Raw genomic sequence first — 18,961 nt, 5'->3', positions numbered from 1 at the left:
CCGGACCTGTCGCCGGGCGGCTCAAATCAATTGTCCTGTTCGGTTTCGTTTTCCGTATCCGCGGCAGCGTCTTCCGCTTCGCCGCGACGCTTCTTGGCTTCCTTGCGCGCCCTGTTGTCCTTCGACAGGGCGTCGCGGATGAGATCGTCGGTCAGCACCAGCCGGGCATCGGCGATCGCATCGTAAGGCACGCGCACCGTCGGCTCCTCGCCATAGGCCGCCTTGTCGCGGGCGATCAGCACGCCATCATCGTCGCTCTCGGCGATCTTGCCCTTGAAGCGCTTGCGGTCGCCGACAAGAACCGAGGTCTCCATCTTGACCAGATGGCCGGTCCAGGTGGTGAAATCCGACTTGCGCACCAGCGGCCGGTCGATGCCGGGCGAAGACACTTCGAGATGATACGCCTTTTCGATCGGATCTTCGACATCGAGTGCGGGCGACACGGCGCGGCTGACTTCCTCGCAATCCTCGACGGTCATGGTGCCGTCCTCGCGTTCGGCCATGATCTGCAGCGTCAGCCCGTTCTGGCCCGACAGATGCACCCGCACCAGGCGGAAGCCGATGCCGCGCAGCACCGGCTGCACGATCAGCGCTATGCGCGCATCGATCCCGCTTTCGCGGATGATACGGTCGTCGGCGTCGATTGCCGCTGCGCTCATCAGGTCCCTGTCGCTCTTTTCGTGGCTGGCTGGCAGGTAATAAAAAAGAGCGGGACCGGGTGGACCCACTCTTCGTCATACCGACCAAGAATTTGAGGCTGATATAAACGATCCCGCTCGGCGTTTCAAGCCTGCCGTGAGGAGCGTGGCAAACGCGGCGCTCTTGCTGCAGATTACCCGGCCAATGGAGGCCGGCGCAAGCAGCCTTGCGCCGGGCGCATGGCGTCCATGCGGCAACGCCTCTGTGATCCCAGGCGCGCCGTGCCTATCTATGTTGCATCGCACAACAAGAGAAATTGCGCGCGGTGGCGCGCGAAAGGTTGAAAATCATGGATAGCCGCAAGCTGTTTTCCGCCATCGGCGACATCTTCACCACATTCGGCAGCGCCGTTGCCGCGTCGCGGTCCGTCGAAGCCGGCCGCAGGCCGCGCGCCAACGATCTGCGCAAGCTCGGCATGGACCCGGCCGCCTTCGATAGGATGGGCCGCTTCTGAAAGATCGGGCGCTTCTGATGCTGCCCGCCTGGCGCGGTCAACCGTATCGCGCCGGGCCTATGTCCTGACGAAAGTCAGATAGGCGGGCCGCCGGCCCTCACGCAGCGCCTTGGCCTCATAGCGCGTGCCCGGCCAGCCATCATAGGGCCGATGCCAGTCTGCCGCTTCCTGCGCCTGCCATGCAAAGGCGCCGTGCGCCCGGCAATGCAAAAGCGTCCAGTTCACATAAGTGTCGATGTCGGAGGCGAAGCGGAATTTTCCGCCCGGCTTCAGCACATGGGCGAAACGGTCGAGATTGACCCGACCGACGAAGCGCCGCTTCCAGTGCTTCTTCTTCGGCCAGGGATCGGGATAGAGCAGGTCGATGCCGTCGAGTGAAGCCGGCGGCAGCCAGTCGAGCAGCCGCGTGGCGTCGTCGTCATGAACCCTGAGGTTGGCCAGCGGCTTTTCCCGGACCGCCATCATCAGCTTGGCCATGCCGTTGACGAAGGGCTCGACGCCGATGAAGCCGGTCTGCGGATCCGCCGTCGCGCGATGCAGCAGGTGCTCGCCGCCGCCGAAACCGATCTCGAGCTGGACGGCGGAAACGTCGGCGTCAAACAGCGTCCGCAATTCGGCCGGCGGCGCGGCCGCCAGATCAAGCCTGTAGGTCCGAAACCCGCTTTCGAGCGCCGCGGCCTGCTGCGGACGGATGGTTTTGCCGCGCCGGCGACCGAAAAAAGCTTCGGTCGCGCGGCTCGGTCTGTCTTTTGGATCCATGGACAGGTCTGCAGTCGCCGTCAGGCGGCGACAGCGTCCTTCAGCGCCTTGGCGAGATCGGTCTTCTCCCAGGAGAAGGAACCGTCGCGGCCGGCCTTGCGGCCGAAATGGCCATAGGACGAGGTTTTCGCGTAGATCGGCCGGTTGAGGTCGAGGTGACGGCGGATGCCGGAAGGCGACAGGTCCATGACCGAGCGCAGCGCATCCTCCAGCCTCGCCTCGTCGACCTTGCCGGTGCCGTGCAGGTCGACATAGACCGACAGCGGCTGGGCGACGCCGATGGCGTAGGACAACTGGATGGTGCAGCGGTCGGCGAGCTTGGCGGCGACCACGTTCTTGGCGAGGTAGCGCGCCGCATAGGCTGCCGAGCGGTCGACCTTGGTGGTGTCCTTGCCGGAGAAGGCGCCGCCGCCATGCGGCGCAGCGCCACCATAGGTGTCGACGATGATCTTGCGCCCGGTGAGGCCGGCGTCACCATCCGGACCGCCGATGACGAACTTGCCGGTCGGATTGATGTACCAGTTGCAGTCCTCGGCGATCTTGAGATCGCCCAGGGCCTCGCGGATATACGGCTCGACGACCTTGCGGACCTTCTTGGAATCCCAGGTCGCATCGAGATGCTGGGTCGACAGCACGATCTGCGTCGCTTCCGCGGCCTTGCCGTCGACATAGCGCACGGTGACCTGGCTCTTGGCGTCCGGCCCGAGCTTGCCGGCATCGCCGTCGCCTTCATGGCGCGCGGCGGCCAGGAGTTCGAGTATCTTGTGGCTGTAGTAGATCGGCGCCGGCATCAGGTCCGGCGTCTCGCGGCAGGCGTAGCCGAACATGATGCCCTGGTCGCCGGCACCTTCCTCGCCCTGGCGGTCGGCGGCGTTGTCGACGCCCTGGCCGATGTCGGGCGACTGGCCGTGCAGCAGGACATCGATCTTCGCCGTCTTCCAGTGGAAGCCGGCCTGCTCGTAGCCGATCTCGCGGATCGCCTTGCGGGCAACCGATTTGAACTTTGCCGGATTGACGACCGGATGACCGGCGGCGTCCTTGAGGATGTTGCCGGCCTTGTCTTTCTTCAGCAGCGTCTCTGGAACCCGGACCTCGCCGGCGATGACGACGCGATTGGTCGTCGCCAGGGTCTCGCAAGCGACACGGACTTTCCACGGGTCCATGCCGGTCTTCTTGGCCTCGCGATAGACGAGATCGACGATTTCGTCGGAGATACGGTCGCAAACCTTATCGGGATGGCCCTCGGCAACGGATTCCGAGGTGAAGAAGTAGTTCAGCCGCGTCACGGGTGTCCCCTCTTGAAGAAAGATCGGCAGGTTGCCGATTTTTGGCGCGCCACGTGTTAGCGGTGCCGGGCGCCGCTCGTCAAGCGCTGCCGCGGTTCCGGCATGAATGTGAGCACAGTTTGTCTTGTGCCACCACCAGCGGGGCGCCGCCGGTGGCACAAGTCCCCTGGATCAGTCGGCGTCGTCGGTAGAAAGCGATTTCACCAGATCGATGATCCTGCGACGCACCTTGACGTCGGCAATCTTGACGAAGGCGCGGTTGAGCTGAAGCCCTTCCGGACTGCCGCAGAACTCGACGGCGAATGCCATCGACGGGTCTTCGGCGAATCCTCGGTTGCCCACGGCCTCCTGACCCGGGGCATCTTCGAAAAAGAAGGCTACGGGCACGCTGAGGATGGACGCTATGGCCTGCAAACGGCTGGCGCCGACCCGGTTCGTGCCTTTCTCGTACTTCTGGATCTGTTGAAACGTGATGCCGAGATTCTCACCCAGCTTCTCCTGGCTCATTCCAAGCATATTGCGCCGAAGCCTGATGCGACTTCCGACATGGATGTCGATCGGATTCGGTTTTTTCTTATTTTCTTCTGTCATTTTCTCCTCGCCGAATTTTTCCGGCTTTTTCTATTTTTTCTTGCCCAAACGAAGCCGGAGCCAACTGCCCCAACAGAACCTCCAACCGACTTCGAGAAATTTCAGGCGCTTACAGTATGAGTTTCTAATGTGTCGGCTGTCAATTCACCCGTAGCCGTAGCCTTACATTCGATAGGAGTGCTCCCAGCGCGAACAGGAACATGATCATCAATCCGTTAATTCGCCGCTGGCCGGCGGAAATGAGGGCGCGCCCAGAAATCGGCACATGCGCATCGATTGCGCCGCGCGCATTGACGGCGAGCGCGTCGACAATGCGGCCGCGCGGATCGACAATGGCGGAAATGCCATTGTTAGCCGCACGCAACAAAGGCAATCCATTCTCCACCGCGCGAATCTGGGCCTGCCTGAAGTGCTGGTATGGGCCCGGCGTATCACCGAACCACGCATCGTTCGTGACGTTCACAATAAGCTGAGATGACGTAGCGTCAACTGCCACAAGGTCGGGGAAGATGACCTCGTAGCAAATGAAGGGGAGCGCGCGGACGCCATCCGGCAATACGATCGGATGGCGCTCGTTGCCGGGCGCGAAATTCATCGGGCCGGCGACCAGCTGCTCGACCCCGAAGCGGTCGAAAACGTCGGCGAAAGGCAGATATTCGCCGAACGGCACCAGATGGATCTTGTCGACGGCGTCGGCGATCTCGCCCTTGTCGTTGATCGCCACCACGGAATTGTAATAGCGGCTGCCGGCGCCTGCCGCCGAGCCGCCCTCCTCGCGGACGACGCCGGCGATCAGCATCTGGCCTTCGCCGAGCATGTCGCCCAGCGCCGTCAGCGCGTCCGGGCGCTCGGTGAACAGGAACGGCACCGAGGTCTCCGGCCACAGGATCAGCTGCGGCCTGGCATGGCCGGGTTCCGGCGCCTTGCCCGACAGGCCAAGCAAGGTGGCGAAGATGCGGTCGCGAACCGAAGCGTCCCATTTTTCGCTGAGGTCGACGTCCGGCTGGACGATGCGGACATCGACCGAACGGGCCGCCGGCTCGAGTGGAGCGGCGAGCCTGACATAGCCGAAGCCGACATGGGCGGCGACGAGGATGCCGAGCAGCGCGAAGCCCAGCCGAAGCTGGCGTCGCGCCGCGATCAGCGCGGGCAGCGAAAAGACGAAGACGGCGAGCGCGTTCATGCCGATCATGCCGGTCACGGAGACGCTCTGCATCAGCAGGGGAACCGGCATCGCCGCATAGCCGACGGCGTTCCAGGGGAAGCCGGTGAACAGGAAATCGCGCAGCCATTCCGCCAGGCCGAAGCCGAAGGCGAGTGCCGCGATGCGGCCGATGCCGTTGCTCCACAACAGCCGCGCCACGACCGTGGCGAAACCGTAGAAGAAGGCGAGCCCGAAGGGGATGCCGACCACCGCGAAGGGCAAGGCCCAGGCGAAGCTGTCGGCCTCGACAAGCAGCGCCTGGCCGATCCACCACAGGCCGGCGAGAAAATAGCCGAAGCCGAACCACCAGCCGATGGCGAAGGCCGGCTTCAGCCGCCTCAGCCAGCCGTCGGAAGCCTCGCCGGTGGCGCCGTCGAGCAGCCAGACCAGCAGCGGGAACGAGATGAAGCAGACGGCGAAGAAATCATAGGGCGCCTGGGCGAGGACCGCCAGCGCTCCGGCGAGAAACGCCACCAGCGCCCGTCGCCACCCCCAGAGCAGAATTATCCGGCCGGCCAGGCGCTGCATTGAGGCTTCCGAGTCGCGCGAATCACGGCAAAAGATTTATCAGGCCGCGGTCCGCGCTCCAAACATCGATAAGCGCAATCTGATGTTATCGGTGCCAGCCCTCGATGCTGAGGCCGCTCAGCCGCTCGGCTTCCTCGCGCGGGACCGCGCGCAAGGTCTGCGTGAAGGTCCAGACATGGCCTTCGGGGTCGCGGGCGCGGTATTGCCGTTCGCCATAGAACTGCTCGGTCGGTTCCTGGATGATCTCGGCCCCGGCCAGCCGCGCCTGCTCGCAATGGGCGTCGAGCCCGTCCTTCAGCCGGATATAGACAGACTGGGTGTTGCGGCCACCGACGGAAGCGGGGCTGGCGACATGGTCGGCCCACTCTGAATCGACGACGATGTAACCGTCGCCGAAGCGCATTTCGGAATGGACGAGGCGGCCCTCGGCATCGCTGACGACCATGCTCGGCTCGAAACCGAAGGCCGCTTCAAGCCAGGTCAAAGCCGCACGCGGGTCCTTATAGAATATGCCGGACCCAAGGACGGCATGCTTGAACGGATCCTCGACCGTCATCAGGCGGGCTTCAGGCCTGCTCGGTGCGGGCGGCGCGGCGGCGGCGCTCGCCCTTCTGGACCTGCACGATGCGCACGCGCTTGACGCGGCGCGGATCGGCGTCGAGGACATGGAACTCGAAGCCGGGTATGGCCTGCACCACCTCGCCGCGGGCCGGCACGCGGCCGAGCGTGTTGAAGATCATGCCGCCGATGGTGTCGACATATTCGCCATGCTCACCGGCGGTGAAATCCTCGCCGATCATCTTGGCGACCTCGTCGATCTCGGCCTTGCCGTCGACGATGAAGTTGCCCTCGCCGGACTGGGTGATCATCGGCTCATCGTCGTCATGCTCGTCCTCGATGTCGCCGACCACCATCTCGACGATGTCTTCCAGCGAGGCGAGGCCGTCGGTGCCGCCATATTCGTCGATGACCAAAGCCATCTGGGTGCGCGTCGTCTGCATGCGGCCCATCAGATCGGAGGCAAGCATGGAGGGCGGCACGAACAGCACCGGGCGGATCAGGTTGAGGTCGCCGATGGTGCGGGCGAGATCGACCTGGGCAAGGTCGAGAAGTGCCGCGGCCGGCGTCTTGCGGCTGGTGCGACCCTTCTTGACGCGGGCAACCTTGGTGATGTGCGCGAGCACGTCGCGGATGTGGACCATGCCGCGCGGGTCGTCGAGCGTCTCGGAGTAGACCGGCATGCGGGAATGACCGGACTGCTCGAACAGACCGAGCAGATCGCCGAGCGTCGTCGTGATCTCCACCGCCTCGATGTCGGCGCGCGGCACCATGACGTCCTCGACGCGGACTTCACGCAGCCGCAGGATGTTGTTGAGCATGGCGCGCTCGCCGGGGGAGAAGGCGCCGGCATCGCTCGCCGTTTCGGCAAGCGCGCCGGCGATCTCCTCGCGCAGGCTGGTGCCGTTGCGCTGCCTGAACAGGCCGAGCACGCGATCGAACAGGGAAGGACCGGCAGGCGATGGCTCGCTGGCGATGCTGCCGGTCGTGGTACTCGGACTCGAGCCCTCTTCCGTCTTTTCGGAAGGCTTGGCCGCACTGCCGGCGTCGGGGCGGGCGGCAGTCTCTGGTTTGTCGTTCATCGTCGTCCGGTCAATTGGTCTTTTTAGTTACGCGTAGGGATCGGGAATGGCAAGCCTTGCGAGCGCCGCGCGCTCGATCGCTTCCATCTCCTCGGCCTCGGCGTCGGTCTCGTGATCGTGGCCCAGAAGATGCAGCAGGCCATGGATGACGAGATGGGTGATATGGTTCGCCAGCGGCTTGTCTTCCAGTGCCGCTTCCCGCGCGACCGTCTCGGCGGCGAGCACGATATCGCCCAGCATCGGCGGCAGCGGACCGCCCTTCGGGAACGGAAAAGCCGGGAAAGACAAGACGTTGGTCGGCTTGTCCTTGCCGCGCCAGCCGGCGTTCAGCGTGCGGATGTGGGCGTCGTCGGAAAAGACGATGCTGAGCTCGGAAGCGCCGTCGACGCCGGTTTCGGCAAAGGCGGCAGCCACGGCGCGATCGACCAGGCGCGTCAGCCCCGCCTCGTCGGGCCAATCGCCAGCCTCAATCGAAATATCGATGTCGACGGGCAGGCCGCCGCCAAGTTTCCTGTCTTCAGCCATGCGGCTTTTTCGTCAGCTTTCCGCGCCCAGGCCCCTGGCCAGCTTGCCGTCGCGGTCATAGGCCTTGACGATCTCGGCGACCAGCGGATGCCTGACGACGTCGCCCTCGTTGAAGCGCACCGTCACCATGCCGGTGACGCCGTCGAGGATGCGCAGCGCCTCGACAAGGCCAGACTTGGTGTTCGGCGGCAGGTCGATCTGGGTCGGGTCGCCGGTGACGATCATGCGCGAATTCTCGCCGAGACGGGTGAGGAACATCTTCATCTGCATCGGCGTCGTGTTCTGCGCCTCGTCGAGGATGACGGCGGCGTGTGCCAGCGTGCGGCCGCGCATGAAGGCCAGCGGCGCGATCTCGATCACTTCGGCGGCGATCGCCCGCTCGACCTTGTCGGCCGGCATCATATCGTAAAGCGCGTCGTAGAGCGGCCGCAGATACGGATCGACCTTCTCCTTCATGTCGCCGGGCAGGAAGCCCAGCCGCTCGCCGGCCTCGACCGCCGGCCGCGACAGCACGATGCGCTCGACCATGCCGCGTTCGAGCAGCATCGCGGCATGCGCCACCGCCAGATATGTCTTGCCGGTGCCGGCCGGGCCGATGCCGAAAACGAGCTCGGAGCGCTCCAGCGCCCGCATATAGGCGTCCTGGTTGAGCGAGCGGGCGTAGATGGTCTTCTTGCGCGTCGCTATCTGGGCGGCGGACATCTTGCCCTTGCGCTCCAGCGTCGGCAGCGTCAGCTGGTCGTCGGCGGCGATCGCCATGCGCACGGCGCCGTCGACGTCGGACTGGCCGATGTCGACGCCCTTCTGGAGGATGCCGTAGAGGTTGTCCAGCGCGCGGCGCGCCTGCTCGGCGGCCGAGGCCGAGCCCTTGATCGTCAGCTGGTTGCCGCGCGAGCGGATGTCGACGCCGAGCTTCTGCTCGAGCCGCGCCAGGTTCTCGTCGAACTGGCCATACAGGGCGCTGGCAAGCTTGTTGTTGTCGAAGGTCAGAACGATGTGCGCCATGTCGGAAGCCCCGGATGCCTGGTTCGGGGGCAGGTTCTTCAGTTCAGCAGCGCTCAACCGTCTCTCCTCATCTGCCGAGGCTTGTGGCTATGCATTTCGTTGTCCCAAAACCGCGGGCACAATCTAGCGACATGCATCAGGCCAACTCGGCGAACAGGCTATTGTAGCCCGTCCTTGTGATTCGTACCTCGATAATGTCACCGATTTCGCCGGCCTTTTCATCAACAATAACGGGCTGCAGCCAGGGCGAACGGCCGACCTTCTGGCCAGCCTGGCGGCCCGGCTTCTCGATCAGCGTGCCGATGGTCCTGCCGACGAGGCTGGCGCCGAAATCCTGCTGTTGCTTCAGGAGCAGGGCCTGCAGGCGCTGCAGGCGATCGTCCTTGACGGCTTCCGGCACGTGATCGGGCATTTCGGCGCCAGGCGTGCCCGGACGCGGCGAATATTTGAACGAGAAGGCCGAGGCGTAGTCGACCTCGCGCACCAGCTGCATGGTCGCCTCGAAATCGGCTTCCGTCTCGCCGGGGAAGCCGACGATGAAATCGCCGGACATGGCGATATCGCCGCGCGCGGCGCGAATGCGATCGATCAGCGCCAGATAGTCGCGCGCCGTATGCCTGCGGTTCATCGCCTTGAGGATCCTGTCCGAACCCGACTGCACCGGCAGATGCAGATAGGGCATCAGCGCCGGCAGGTCGCGATGGGCGGCGATCAACTCGTCATCCATGTCGCGCGGGTGGCTGGTGGTGTAGCGCAGCCGCGCCAGGCCAGGGATCTCGGCCAGCCTGAACAGCAGGCGGCCCAGCCCCCATTCCTCGCCGTTTTCGCCCTCGCCGTGCCAGGCATTGACGTTCTGGCCGAGCAGCGTCACCTCGCGCACGCCGGCCTCGGCCAGCCGTTCGGCCTCGGCAACGATCTGCGCCACCGGCCGCGAGACTTCGGAGCCGCGCGTATAGGGCACGACGCAGAAGGTGCAGAACTTGTCGCAGCCTTCCTGGACGGTGAGAAAGGCGGTGACGCCACGCCTGGCGACCTCGGCGCGCTTCGGCTGCGGCAGATGCTCGAACTTGTCCTCGACGGCGTAGTCGGTCTCGACGATCTTCTCGCCGCCGCGCACCCTTGCCAGCACGTCGGGAAGCCGGTGATAGGTCTGCGGGCCGATGACCAGGTCGACGGCCGGCGCGCGGCGGATGATCTCGGCGCCTTCGGCCTGCGCCACGCAGCCGGCGACGCCGATCAGCAGCTCGCGGCCGGTGCCGGCCCGTTCGGCCTTCAGGTCGCGGATGCGGCCAAGCTCGGAATAGACTTTTTCCGCCGCCTTTTCGCGGATATGGCAGGTGTTGAGCAACACCAGGTCAGCATCATCGACCATATCGGTCGCGACATAGCCGTCTGCCGCCAGCGCATCGGTCATGCGCTGCGAGTCGTAGACGTTCATCTGGCAGCCATAGGTCTTGACGAAGACTTTCTTCGCCGCCGGAGGGGCAGCCAGGCCGTCGGCAGCGATGCCGATGTCGTTCCGTTCTGTCGTGTTCAGGTCCATCGGGCGGCTTCTAACGCCTTTCAGCGACAAAAAACAGACGATTCTCAACCTTGGCGCCGGGTCCCGGATGCGCGAAGGGGCGCGTCAGCGGCTCGGGCGCGTCAGCGGCTCGGGCGCGGCTCGGCCAGCGCCGCCTGCACCATCTCGCGCACCCGGCTTTCCATCAGCCTTGCCGTCTCCTTGCGGTTCGAGCCCTTGGAGAAGGCAATCGGCTCGCCGAAATGCAGCTCGACATCGAGCGCGCCTTCGGCGAGCAGCACCTGGAGATGCGGCATCAGGTCCTCGTCACCGATCCAGGCGGCGATCGGCCGGTGACGGCGGCCGAGCGGCACGCCATGCAGCCTGGTGTAGACGATCGCCACCGGCTGGATGAACACCTGCTCGGTCGCCCCTTCCGAAATCGCCATCGAGGCGGCGCCGAACAGCGTGCTCTTGAAGGGCAAAAGCAGGTTGCCGTCGCCGGTCGAGCCTTCGGCGAACAGTACCATGGCGTCGCCATTGGCCATGCGCCCGGCGATCTCGCTGGCCTGGTCGCCCGAGCTGCGCTTGCGCTCGCGCTCGATGAAGACGGTGCGCTGCAGCTTCGACAGCATGCCGATCATCGGCCAGTTCGCCATGTCGGCGCGGGCGATGAACTTCACGTCGACCCTGGAGCCGAGCACCATGATGTCGGTCCAGGAGATGTGGTTGGACGCGACCAGCAAGGGGCGCCTGGCCGACAGCGCGCCCTTGACGTGGATGCGCAGGCCGAGCGCCCTGGCGATCATCCGGTGCCAGATCTTGAGGATGAAGGTTTCCGGCCACAGCCCGGTCTTCATCGACAGGATCTGCAGCGGCACCAAGACCAGCGAGCCGGCGACGACCAGAGCAAGCGCCAGGAAAATCCGTAATTTCTTGATCATCAGCGCGCAGGCCCTGTCCCGGCGTGTCGCTAGCGAAGATCGCGGCGCATGACAAGCGCGCCGGTCGGGCCGCGCTCGGGCGATCTGTAGTAGTTGGCGCGCTTGCCGACCTCACGGAAGCCGAGCCGCCGGTAGAGCGCGATGGCCGCGACATTGGTCTCATCGACCTCGAGGAACAGCGCCTCGGCGCGCTGCGCGTGCAATTCGCGCAGCACCGCGTCCATCAATTGCCAGCCAAGCCCCTGGCGGCGGTGGGAGCGGGCGACGGCTACGGTGAGAATCTCGCCCTCGCCTGCCGCCAGCCGCGCCAGCACGAAGCCGACCGGTGGCTTGCCGCCCTGTCCGGTTTCGCGCGCGGCATAGCCGAATACGGTGTCCTGTTCGAGCAAAGCCGCGAACTCGCCGTCGCTCCACGGCCGCACAAAGTCCTCCTGATGCAGCACCGAGACAGCCTCGCTGTCGGCAACCGTCAGCGGCTGAAGCGCATAGTCCCTGCGGCGCGGCTGAAAGAAGGGAATGCGCATCAGCTCTTTTTTCCTTCCGGACCATGATCTTGCCCAAAAACCGGGGCCCGCTTTTTGGGATCATGGTCCTGTCTTGGAAGAATGAAGCCGGCCTGCGGCCTGGCATCGGCGCCGCGCAGATAGAGCGGCTTGGGCTTGTCGCCCACGCCCTTTTCAGCGGCCAGCCGGGCATAGGCGGCGATGTCGGCGGTGGCGCCGGTCGGCCCGATGTCGAAGGCGCGGCCGGCCGAGGCGGCGATCTTCTCCGCGGCGGTGCCGGCCAGCACGGTGGACGTCTCCACGGCAATGGCGGTGGCTTGCGCGAGCGTGGCCACCGCCGGACCGTAAGTCAAAACTAACGCTTTGTCATAGGCGGCAACATGGATCTCCTCGCGCCCGGCGTCGAGGGCGGCGAGCACGGCACGACCGGGAAAGAACTCGGCCGCCTCCGCCGCCAGGGCCTCGAGAGTGGTCACGCCGATTGCCGGGATCTTCAGCGCCAGCGCCAGGCCGCGCGCGGTGGAGACGCCGACGCGCAGGCCGGTGAAGGAGCCGGGCCCGACGGAGACGGCTATGGCGTCGAGGCCTGCGTAGCCCGTGCCGGCCGCTTTCAGCGCCGCGTCGATGACCGCCATGAGATGCTCGGCATGGCCCTTGCCGAGGTCGAGCACCTGGCGGCCAAGCTCGCGCCCGGCCGCGGCGTCATAGACGCTGGCGGCGCAGAGAGTGGCGGCACAGTCGATGGCAAGCAGCTTCATGGTTCGCCGGTTAACGCCCTGGGTCGAAAAACAATTCCCTGTGCCCGCCACGGCCCGTCCCCGCAAGGGGCAAGGTGGATATTTGTTATGCGGCTTGGCGTGGCCAGGGTCGAGAACGTCCCTTCAACGATTCGCGGTGGCTACGCCGGCTCTGCGATGCGCAGCATGTGATTGTCCCAGACATAGTCGGGCTCGGAGCGCCTGGCGCCATTGTCCTCGACGATCTCGCCGGCGCCTGTGCTGGCGATGAAACCGGTGCCGTCGGGCGCCAGGCCGCAGACCTCGACCAACGCCCTGGTGGCGACGACGTCGCCGCTGGCGGCGTCGATGACGGCGAGCGAGTTGCCCTCAGGCGAGGTGACGGCGACCGTGCCGGCAGCCGGATTGGCGGCGACCGAGCCGATATAGTTGCGGAAGCCCGCGAGCACGTCCTGCGGCATGTCGAGCAACTGCAGGTCCTTGCCGCGCGCCGCGCGGCCGATCAGCAGCGGCCGGTCGGCCGCCGGGCCGCGATACTGGCAGCCGAACCAGACCGTGCCGGCCTGGTCGCAATCCATGTGGCGGATCGACAGCTGGTGGAGCGCCGACGGCAATTCGTGCTTTTCGATCAGATCGCCGGTGATGCGGTCGACCAGCACATAGGACGGTTTCATGGTGGCGATGTTGAGCTCGGCGCGGCCGTAGTCCGGATGCGTCTCGATGCCGCCATTGGCGACCGCGATCGTCCGGCCATCGCCGAGCAGAAGCAACTCATGCGGCCCCATGCCGTAGGTCGGGAATTCGCCGATGCGCTTGAAGCCCGAGCGCGCGTCATAGACGCCGACGACGCCGGCGGCATTGTCGAAATCATTCTCGGTGGCATAGAGCAGAGCGCCGTCGGGCGAGAAGACGCCGTGGCCGAAGAAATGCCGTCCGGCGACGCTGGCGATGGTCAGCGGCTTGTCGCGGCCGGTGTGGTCGAACACCACGGCAAAGGTGCCGGGCTGCCGGGCAAAGACCACAGAGCGCTTCGAGACCGGGTCGAAGGTGACGTCGTGGCCACGGTCGGGCAGGTCGATCGCATGCAGCACATCGCCTGCCTCGGACAGCACGGCGGCGCCATAGCTGCCGTCGCGCTTGACGAAGGCGGTGGCGAAGACCGCGTCGGCATCAAGCGTCTTCGCCCAGGCACGCGGCGTCATCGCCGCCATGAAGCCGGCGCCGGCGGCCCTCAGGAAATCGCGACGGTCGAGCAGCGGCGTGCGTACCGCAGTCATGGCTCAATCTCCGTCCAGGGACGAAAACCCGGCGGTGAGGCCGAACTCAGAGGTCAGCCTGGTGCCGATCAGGGTGGTCAGGCTGGAGGTGATAAGCGCGAAATGATCGAGCTTGCCGCGCAGCACCGGATCGGCGAGCGCCTTGTCGATCGGACCGGTGACGGATTTGGCGGTCGCGACGCCGTTGGCGAGCTGGATGTGGATGGACTCGGCCATCCATTGCGCATCGGCCGGAAGCGCATCGCCAAGCTTCGAAGCCACGAACAGCGCATCGATACCGGACAAATTGCCGGCCAGGGAATTCGTCGTATTTTGCGAGCGCCAATAGATCGCCTGCCTTGGCTTGTCGCCTTCCGGCTTGCCGCCCAGGAACCCTTTGAGGCGCACGTCGCGGACCATCTCCAGCTCGTTGATGAAGACACCGACAAGTTCGGTCACAGCTTCGGTGCCGTCGCGGTAGAGCGGGTTCTGCGGTCCCGGATTGGCCCAAAGCGCGGCAAATCCGTCGGGCTTCCTCCAGGCCTCGTCAACCTCGGCGGCCATGGTTTCGATATTGCCGGCGACGGCCGCGCCATAGCCGCACCGATAGGGATCGTCCTTGCCGGCGAGGGCGTCGCCGCCGTCGCCGTAAAGCACGAACTCGAGCGCGCCGAGCCCTTGCATGGCGACGCTCTTGCCCGCCAGTTGCGCCGTATCGGTGGCGGTCGGGTCCTTGCCGGCCAATGCCGCCTGCACCTGCTTCAGGCCGATGCCCTTGCGGTCCGGCCAGTAGAGCATGCGCTCCAGCCGATTGTTCTCCTTGATCGGCCCGAAAGCGATGATTTCAGCCGATGACCAGGCCTCGAGCGTGGCCGAAAACTCGGCGCGCGCCGCCTCGAGGCTGCTTTGCGACGGCGCATCGCAGAGCGCCCGCACGGCCTTGGTCAAGCTGCCGGCATGGTCGCGCAGGTTGGCATAGGCAGGACGGATAAAACCATCGATCGCCCGCTGGATGACAGCGGAGGCCCTCACCTCAGCCGATGCCGGGGATGCGCCGACCATCGCCAAGGGAAGAAGGAGAGCAAACGCAAGACGCTTCGACATCACAGGGACTCCAGGAATTTGACCAGCGCATCGCGGGTCGCCGCATCGGCGGCGGCAAAGCGGTCGCGCGCCTTCTGACCCTCGCCGCCATGCCACAGGATCGCCTCGGCGATGGTGCGGGCGCGCCCGTCATGCAAGAAGAACATATTGCCGTTGACCGTTCCGGTCAGGCCGATGCCCCACAGCGGCGGCGTGCGCCATTCGCTGCCGGTCGCGTCGCCGACAGCCTGTTCATCGACGAGACCCGGCCCCATGTCGTGCAGCAGGAAGTCGGAATAGGGCCAGATCAGCTGGAAGGCCTGCGCCTTGTTGGGCGTGCCGCGCAACGTGACGAATTTCGGCGTGTGGCAGGAAATGCAGCCCATCTCGTAGAACTGCTTCTTGCCGGCGAGCACCTGGCGGTCGTCGATGTCGCGCCGGGCCGGCACGGCGAGGTTCTGCGAATAGAAGGTGACGAGGTCCATCACCGGCGGCGGCGCCTCGACCGGGCCGAGCCGCTGCTGCATGCCGTTCGGCATGGCCAAGCAGGCCTTTTCGGCCGCGGTGCAGTCGCCCCAATGCTTCGGCGCCTCCGGCGTCGAGATGCCGATGTCGCCGGCGAAAGCGTCCGCCGCCTGCTCGCGAATGGACGGCGTCTCGGCCTTCCAGCCGAAGCGGCCGAGCGTGAGCCCGCCGCTGGCGCCATCGCCCACGATGTTGGGACGGCCGGAAATGCCGTCGCCATCGCGGTCATCCGGATCGGCGTGGGCGAGGATGTCGGCGGGCGCGATCTGCTCGATCAGGCCGAGGCCGATCATCGGCGGCGTCAGGCGCGGCGACAGCGTGGTACGCGGATCGAGCGGACCGTAGCCGAGGCCGTCGACGGAATAGCCCGGCTTGCGCAGCGAGACCACGGAGCCGCCGGCGAGCGTCACCTTCTCATCCTGGTAGTCGACGCGCATGCGGCCTTCGCCCTTGAGGCCGGGAACCGCCAGCCCCTGCAATTGCGAGCCGTAGACCGGATCGGGGAAGTTCAGCAACTTGCGGGCGGCAAGCTCGGCTCTCTCTTCCTCGCTGCTTGCATCGCGCGCCAGGCGCAGGAACATCGAGGTGGTGCCGGCGCCGCCTTCCGGCGGCCGCCCGCGGCCGTCCTTCAGATGGCAGTTCTGGCAGGCGCGCTCGTTGAACAGCGGCCCAAGGCCGTCCGATGCCTGGGTCGAGGAGGGTGAGGACACCCAGTTCTTGCGGAAAAGCGCATTGCCGAGCCTGAAGGTGCCTTCTTCCTCGAAGGTGATGTTGGCGGAGGGCTGCGAGAAGGCGTCGCGGCTGACGTCCTTGCGCGACGTGCCAGCGCCACCCTGCATCAGCTCGAACGGCTCGGGTTTGGAGAAATCCGCGGTTGGCCTGGTGACGGCGATGACACGCGCCAGGTCCTTCGGCGCCAGATCGCTGCGCGCGGTGGCAAGGCCCGCGGGCAGCGGGTCTCCAGCCAGCGCCGAAGCGGTGGCCACCACGGCGGGAATGAAAGAAAGCCCGCGAACCAGCCAGGCCAGCGAGCTTTTCCTGGAAAGCGAGGAAGGCGAGCCTTCGGCCCGCAGCGAGCGGCGCTGGAAATCTAGGCGGCGCCGCATTCCCGCATGTCCTTACTCCGCCTCGTTGGCCGAGTCGGCATTGAGCTGGCCGTATTTCTCCTCGCCGATCGAGGCGAGCAGGTCGAGCTGCGTCTCGAGGAAGTCGATGTGACCTTCCTCGTCGGCAAGCAGTTCCTCGAACAGTTTCATCGACACGTAGTCGCCGGCCTCCTGGCAGATCTCGCGCGAACGCTTGTAGGCGGTGCGCGCGTCATACTCGCCGGCAAGATCGGATTCGAGCACTTCCTTCACGTTCTGGCCGATGCGCAGCGGCGCAACTGACTGAAGGTTCGGATGCCCCTCGAGGAAGATGATGCGGGCCACCAGCCGGTCGGCATGCTGCATTTCCTCGATCGATTCCGCCCGTTCCTTCTTCGCCAGCTTGGTGTAGCCCCAGTCCTCGAGCAGCCGGTAATGGACCCAGTACTGATTGACGGCGCCCAGCTCCAGAAACAGGGCTTCGTTAAGCCGCTCGATGACCTGCGGTTCGCCTTTCATGGGTTCTGCTCCCGTATTGGCCGCGCAAGCCTCTGACGCGGTCCAGGTGTGAAACGATGTCGGCGCCGCTCGCCTCCGAACGGGCGTGGTAGTGCTCGGTGACCCGAATGATCGTTTCCACCACATTTGGGAAGCAGCCGCAACAGCGACCGCGCTTGCGCATGGCATGGTAGACTTTCGCCGGCACGATCAGCTGCCAGGGATCCTCATCCAGCAGGCCGACGATCGTCTGCTCGATCTCCTTCTCAGTGATGATGTTGCAATGGCAGATCAGCATTCACTTGCCCTGGCTGACGGCGCCGCTCCGGCGCCGTTTGGCTTGTTTCTCATTCGAGCATGATCTTGTCCAAAAACCGACTACCCCTTTTGGGGATCATGCTCGCGCCTTACTTGAACACCTTGTCCGGCGCGTCGAGGCTGTCGGAACCTTCGAAGGCGATGTCGTTGAGCTTCAGGGAGCCGACGGCGCGCTCGATCGACTTGGTCTGGTCGATCAGCGCATCGATCGCCGCCTGCACGGTGGCGTTGCCTTCGGCGTTGCCCTCGGCGATCTGCTGGTCATAGGCCTCGCCGGCGCGCGCGCGCGCCTTTATCGCCTCCATCCTGGCGACGGAGACGTCGAGCTTGTCCGACAGTTCCTTGCCGATCGCCGGGTCGGCGGCCTTGACCATGTCGGACACGGAAGGTCCGGAAACCACCGTGCCGTCGAGCCGCGTGTAGCTGGCATGGTAGGCGGCGCGGATGCCGACGGCGTCATAGAGGTGCGAGTTGTAGGTGTTGTCAGAGAAGCAGTCGTGCTCCTCTTCCGGATCATGCAGCAGCAGGCCGAGCTTCATGCGCTCGCCGGCGAGTTCGCCATAGGACAGCGAGCCCATGCCGGTGAAGATGGTCGAGATGCCGGCATTGGCGTCGCCATCGACCAGGTTCTTGCGGGCAGCGCCGCCTTCCTTCCAGTTGTCGACCATCTCCTGCAGGTCGGAGACCAAAAGGTCGCTCGCCGACTTCAGATATTCAGCGCGGCGGTTGCAATTGCCGCCGGTGCAGTTGGCGAGGTCATAGTCCGTGTAGGGTCGCTCGCCGGCGCCGGGACCGGTGCCGTGCAGATCCTGGCCCCAGAGCAAGAACTCGATGGCGTGATAGCCGGTCGCGACATTGGCCTCGACGCCGCCCGCCTCCTGCAGCGTGCCGGACAGGAATTCCGGCGTCAGCTTCGAGGCGTCGACCTTCTTGCCGTCGATCTCGATCTCCTTGTTGGCGATCACGTTGGCGGTATAGAGCGAATTGGTGTCGGACTCGCTGCCGTAGCTCTTGGCGACATCGTCGATCAGGCCTTCGTCCAGCGGCCAGGAATTCACCTTGCCTTCCCAGTCGTCGACGATCTTGTTGCCGAAGCGGTAGACCTCGGTCTGCTGGTAGGGAACGCGCGATGCCTTCCAGGCTTCGCGGGCGGCGTTCAGCGTCTCCGCCGACGGCTTGGCGAGCAGCGCGTCGACGGCCTTGTCGAGCGCCTGCGCGGTGGTCAGCGAATCCTCGTATTTGGCGAGCGCGATGTCGGCATAGGTCTTGATGACCGCCTTGGCGTCGGTTGCGACCTTGGCCGGCAGCACGAACACCGCAGCGGTCAGCGCGGCAGTCGCGCAGATAGCAGCGAGCCTGCCGCCATTACGTGCTGTCATCATCGTTCTCCAGTTCCTTGGGAATTCGCTAAAGGGCGCGCGTGCCAGCCCGCGCCGAGGCATGGGCATGCCGCCGGGCACAACATGGACCGCGCCGTTGCGCGGCTCGTGGAAGAAAGACACCGAAATGCCTCCAATCGAAAGGGTTCAAGGCCCAGACATCAAAGGGATGCGCTCGTCGCGCGAGCCCCCATAAAGCGGCGAAGGGGTTGGAAGTCAACAGGCCTATCCAAGAAAATTCAATTGAAACAACTGTTTAGAATAATTCTAAACTGTAACTATCAACTTTATGCCTTTGCCGACGCGACGTAATCGTGGAATGCGGCGATTGACAGGTGACCATTCCGGGTGCGACCCGGACCGGGGCGATTGCGGCGGCGGCAGACAATCGCCACCTGGCGGAAGATCCTAGATTTGAACGCAAAAAGGGCTGCGATGAAG

The 18,961-nt window shown here is 65.2% G+C and carries 20 protein-coding genes; 1 reads left to right on the top strand and 19 read right to left on the bottom strand.

Annotation, left to right across the window (positions count from 1 at the left end; genetic code table 11):
* Nucleotides 1-26: 26 nt before the first annotated feature.
* The gene (gene rimP, locus EN738_RS05120) at nt 27-659 is read right to left on the bottom strand and encodes a ribosome maturation factor RimP (RefSeq protein WP_127282760.1); all 633 of its coding nucleotides are present in this window, start codon (nt 657-659) and stop codon (nt 27-29) included.
* A gap of 329 nt (nt 660-988) precedes the next feature.
* On the opposite strand from rimP, the gene EN738_RS05115 reads away from it, so the two are divergent.
* Entirely contained in the window at nt 989-1,153 is a 165-nt protein-coding gene (locus tag EN738_RS05115) for a hypothetical protein (RefSeq protein WP_127282759.1), read from the top strand.
* Between the two features lie 57 nt (nt 1,154-1,210).
* Here the strand turns inward: EN738_RS05115 and EN738_RS05110 are convergent, their stop codons facing one another.
* The 18 genes from EN738_RS05110 to EN738_RS05025 all read right to left on the bottom strand — a co-directional run bounded on the left by EN738_RS05110 (nt 1,211) and on the right by EN738_RS05025 (nt 18,520).
* A complete protein-coding gene (locus tag EN738_RS05110) occupies nt 1,211-1,912 on the bottom strand; it encodes a tRNA (guanosine(46)-N(7))-methyltransferase TrmB (protein ID WP_127282758.1) in 702 nt (233 codons plus the stop codon).
* 20 nt (nt 1,913-1,932) lie between these two features.
* On the bottom strand, nt 1,933-3,198 hold the full coding sequence (gene metK, locus EN738_RS05105; protein ID WP_127282757.1) for a methionine adenosyltransferase: 1,266 nt from the start codon (nt 3,196-3,198) through the stop codon (nt 1,933-1,935).
* Nucleotides 3,199-3,369: 171 nt separating this feature from the next.
* Nucleotides 3,370-3,789, bottom strand: a complete 420-nt coding sequence (locus tag EN738_RS05100) for a helix-turn-helix domain-containing protein (protein WP_127282756.1) — start codon at nt 3,787-3,789, stop codon at nt 3,370-3,372.
* 139 nt (nt 3,790-3,928) lie between these two features.
* Nucleotides 3,929-5,521: an apolipoprotein N-acyltransferase gene (gene lnt / locus EN738_RS05095; protein ID WP_127282755.1), complete on the bottom strand. Its 1,593-nt coding sequence runs from the start codon at nt 5,519-5,521 to the stop codon at nt 3,929-3,931.
* 85 nt (nt 5,522-5,606) lie between these two features.
* Nucleotides 5,607-6,077, bottom strand: a complete 471-nt coding sequence (locus EN738_RS05090; protein ID WP_127282754.1) for a VOC family protein — start codon at nt 6,075-6,077, stop codon at nt 5,607-5,609.
* A 10-nt stretch (nt 6,078-6,087) separates the two neighbouring features.
* A complete protein-coding gene (locus tag EN738_RS05085) occupies nt 6,088-7,161 on the bottom strand; it encodes a hemolysin family protein (RefSeq protein ID WP_127282753.1) in 1,074 nt (357 codons plus the stop codon).
* Between the two features lie 27 nt (nt 7,162-7,188).
* Nucleotides 7,189-7,686 carry an rRNA maturation RNase YbeY gene (gene ybeY / locus EN738_RS05080; protein WP_127282752.1) on the bottom strand — a complete coding sequence of 166 codons (498 nt, stop codon included), beginning with the start codon at nt 7,684-7,686 and terminating at the stop codon, nt 7,189-7,191.
* Between the two features lie 12 nt (nt 7,687-7,698).
* On the bottom strand, nt 7,699-8,748 hold the full coding sequence (locus EN738_RS05075) for a PhoH family protein (protein WP_126056677.1): 1,050 nt from the start codon (nt 8,746-8,748) through the stop codon (nt 7,699-7,701).
* Between the two features lie 79 nt (nt 8,749-8,827).
* Nucleotides 8,828-10,234: a tRNA (N6-isopentenyl adenosine(37)-C2)-methylthiotransferase MiaB gene (gene miaB / locus EN738_RS05070; protein WP_127282751.1), complete on the bottom strand. Its 1,407-nt coding sequence runs from the start codon at nt 10,232-10,234 to the stop codon at nt 8,828-8,830.
* Between the two features lie 101 nt (nt 10,235-10,335).
* A complete protein-coding gene (locus EN738_RS05065) occupies nt 10,336-11,136 on the bottom strand; it encodes a 1-acyl-sn-glycerol-3-phosphate acyltransferase (protein WP_127282750.1) in 801 nt (266 codons plus the stop codon).
* Between the two features lie 29 nt (nt 11,137-11,165).
* A complete protein-coding gene (rimI, locus tag EN738_RS05060) occupies nt 11,166-11,660 on the bottom strand; it encodes a ribosomal protein S18-alanine N-acetyltransferase (RefSeq protein ID WP_127282749.1) in 495 nt (164 codons plus the stop codon).
* Entirely contained in the window at nt 11,660-12,397 is a 738-nt protein-coding gene (gene tsaB, locus EN738_RS05055) for a tRNA (adenosine(37)-N6)-threonylcarbamoyltransferase complex dimerization subunit type 1 TsaB (protein WP_127282748.1), read from the bottom strand. The genes rimI and tsaB overlap by 1 nt, the downstream gene beginning before the upstream one ends.
* Before the next feature lie 140 nt (nt 12,398-12,537).
* The gene (locus EN738_RS05050) at nt 12,538-13,653 is read right to left on the bottom strand and encodes a DUF1513 domain-containing protein (protein ID WP_127282747.1); all 1,116 of its coding nucleotides are present in this window, start codon (nt 13,651-13,653) and stop codon (nt 12,538-12,540) included.
* Nucleotides 13,654-13,656: 3 nt separating this feature from the next.
* On the bottom strand, nt 13,657-14,736 hold the full coding sequence (locus tag EN738_RS05045) for an imelysin family protein (RefSeq protein WP_127282746.1): 1,080 nt from the start codon (nt 14,734-14,736) through the stop codon (nt 13,657-13,659).
* Nucleotides 14,736-16,346, bottom strand: coding sequence for a di-heme oxidoredictase family protein (locus tag EN738_RS05040; RefSeq protein ID WP_127282745.1), 1,611 nt, complete (start codon nt 16,344-16,346; stop codon nt 14,736-14,738). The genes EN738_RS05045 and EN738_RS05040 overlap by 1 nt, the downstream gene beginning before the upstream one ends.
* 12 nt (nt 16,347-16,358) lie before the next feature.
* Nucleotides 16,359-16,844 carry a bacterioferritin gene (gene bfr, locus EN738_RS05035; RefSeq protein WP_126056685.1) on the bottom strand — a complete coding sequence of 162 codons (486 nt, stop codon included), beginning with the start codon at nt 16,842-16,844 and terminating at the stop codon, nt 16,359-16,361.
* Nucleotides 16,810-17,121: a (2Fe-2S)-binding protein gene (locus EN738_RS05030; protein ID WP_126056686.1), complete on the bottom strand. Its 312-nt coding sequence runs from the start codon at nt 17,119-17,121 to the stop codon at nt 16,810-16,812. The genes bfr and EN738_RS05030 overlap by 35 nt, the downstream gene beginning before the upstream one ends.
* 109 nt (nt 17,122-17,230) lie before the next feature.
* On the bottom strand, nt 17,231-18,520 hold the full coding sequence (locus EN738_RS05025; protein ID WP_127282744.1) for an imelysin family protein: 1,290 nt from the start codon (nt 18,518-18,520) through the stop codon (nt 17,231-17,233).
* Nucleotides 18,521-18,961 lie beyond the last annotated feature (441 nt).

This window comes from Mesorhizobium sp. M4B.F.Ca.ET.017.02.2.1, from assembly GCF_003998955.1.
GTDB classification, from domain to species: domain Bacteria; phylum Pseudomonadota; class Alphaproteobacteria; order Rhizobiales; family Rhizobiaceae; genus Mesorhizobium; species Mesorhizobium abyssinicae.
Note: the sequence above shows the minus strand (reverse complement) of the source record. Positions and strands in the feature narration are given on the sequence as shown.

Bases quoted from the DNA above. Each gene is read 5' to 3' on its own strand.
- EN738_RS05115 (WP_127282759.1), top strand. From the start codon at position 989: ATGGATAGCCGCAAGCTGTTTTCCGCCATCGGCGACATCTTCACCACA.
- EN738_RS05090 (WP_127282754.1), bottom strand. From the start codon at position 6,077: ATGACGGTCGAGGATCCGTTCAAGCATGCCGTCCTTGGGTCCGGCATA.
- rimP (WP_127282760.1), bottom strand. From the start codon at position 659: ATGAGCGCAGCGGCAATCGACGCCGACGACCGTATCATCCGCGAAAGC.
- lnt (WP_127282755.1), bottom strand. From the start codon at position 5,521: ATGCAGCGCCTGGCCGGCCGGATAATTCTGCTCTGGGGGTGGCGACGG.
- EN738_RS05110 (WP_127282758.1), bottom strand. From the start codon at position 1,912: ATGGATCCAAAAGACAGACCGAGCCGCGCGACCGAAGCTTTTTTCGGT.
- EN738_RS05040 (WP_127282745.1), bottom strand. From the start codon at position 16,346: ATGCGGCGCCGCCTAGATTTCCAGCGCCGCTCGCTGCGGGCCGAAGGC.
- EN738_RS05030 (WP_126056686.1), bottom strand. From the start codon at position 17,121: ATGCTGATCTGCCATTGCAACATCATCACTGAGAAGGAGATCGAGCAG.
- EN738_RS05045 (WP_127282746.1), bottom strand. From the start codon at position 14,736: ATGTCGAAGCGTCTTGCGTTTGCTCTCCTTCTTCCCTTGGCGATGGTC.
- bfr (WP_126056685.1), bottom strand. From the start codon at position 16,844: ATGAAAGGCGAACCGCAGGTCATCGAGCGGCTTAACGAAGCCCTGTTT.
- miaB (WP_127282751.1), bottom strand. From the start codon at position 10,234: ATGGACCTGAACACGACAGAACGGAACGACATCGGCATCGCTGCCGAC.
- EN738_RS05025 (WP_127282744.1), bottom strand. From the start codon at position 18,520: ATGACAGCACGTAATGGCGGCAGGCTCGCTGCTATCTGCGCGACTGCC.
- ybeY (WP_127282752.1), bottom strand. From the start codon at position 7,686: ATGGCTGAAGACAGGAAACTTGGCGGCGGCCTGCCCGTCGACATCGAT.
- tsaB (WP_127282748.1), bottom strand. From the start codon at position 12,397: ATGAAGCTGCTTGCCATCGACTGTGCCGCCACTCTCTGCGCCGCCAGC.
- EN738_RS05100 (WP_127282756.1), bottom strand. From the start codon at position 3,789: ATGACAGAAGAAAATAAGAAAAAACCGAATCCGATCGACATCCATGTC.
- EN738_RS05065 (WP_127282750.1), bottom strand. From the start codon at position 11,136: ATGATCAAGAAATTACGGATTTTCCTGGCGCTTGCTCTGGTCGTCGCC.
- EN738_RS05050 (WP_127282747.1), bottom strand. From the start codon at position 13,653: ATGACTGCGGTACGCACGCCGCTGCTCGACCGTCGCGATTTCCTGAGG.
- EN738_RS05085 (WP_127282753.1), bottom strand. From the start codon at position 7,161: ATGAACGACAAACCAGAGACTGCCGCCCGCCCCGACGCCGGCAGTGCG.
- rimI (WP_127282749.1), bottom strand. From the start codon at position 11,660: ATGCGCATTCCCTTCTTTCAGCCGCGCCGCAGGGACTATGCGCTTCAG.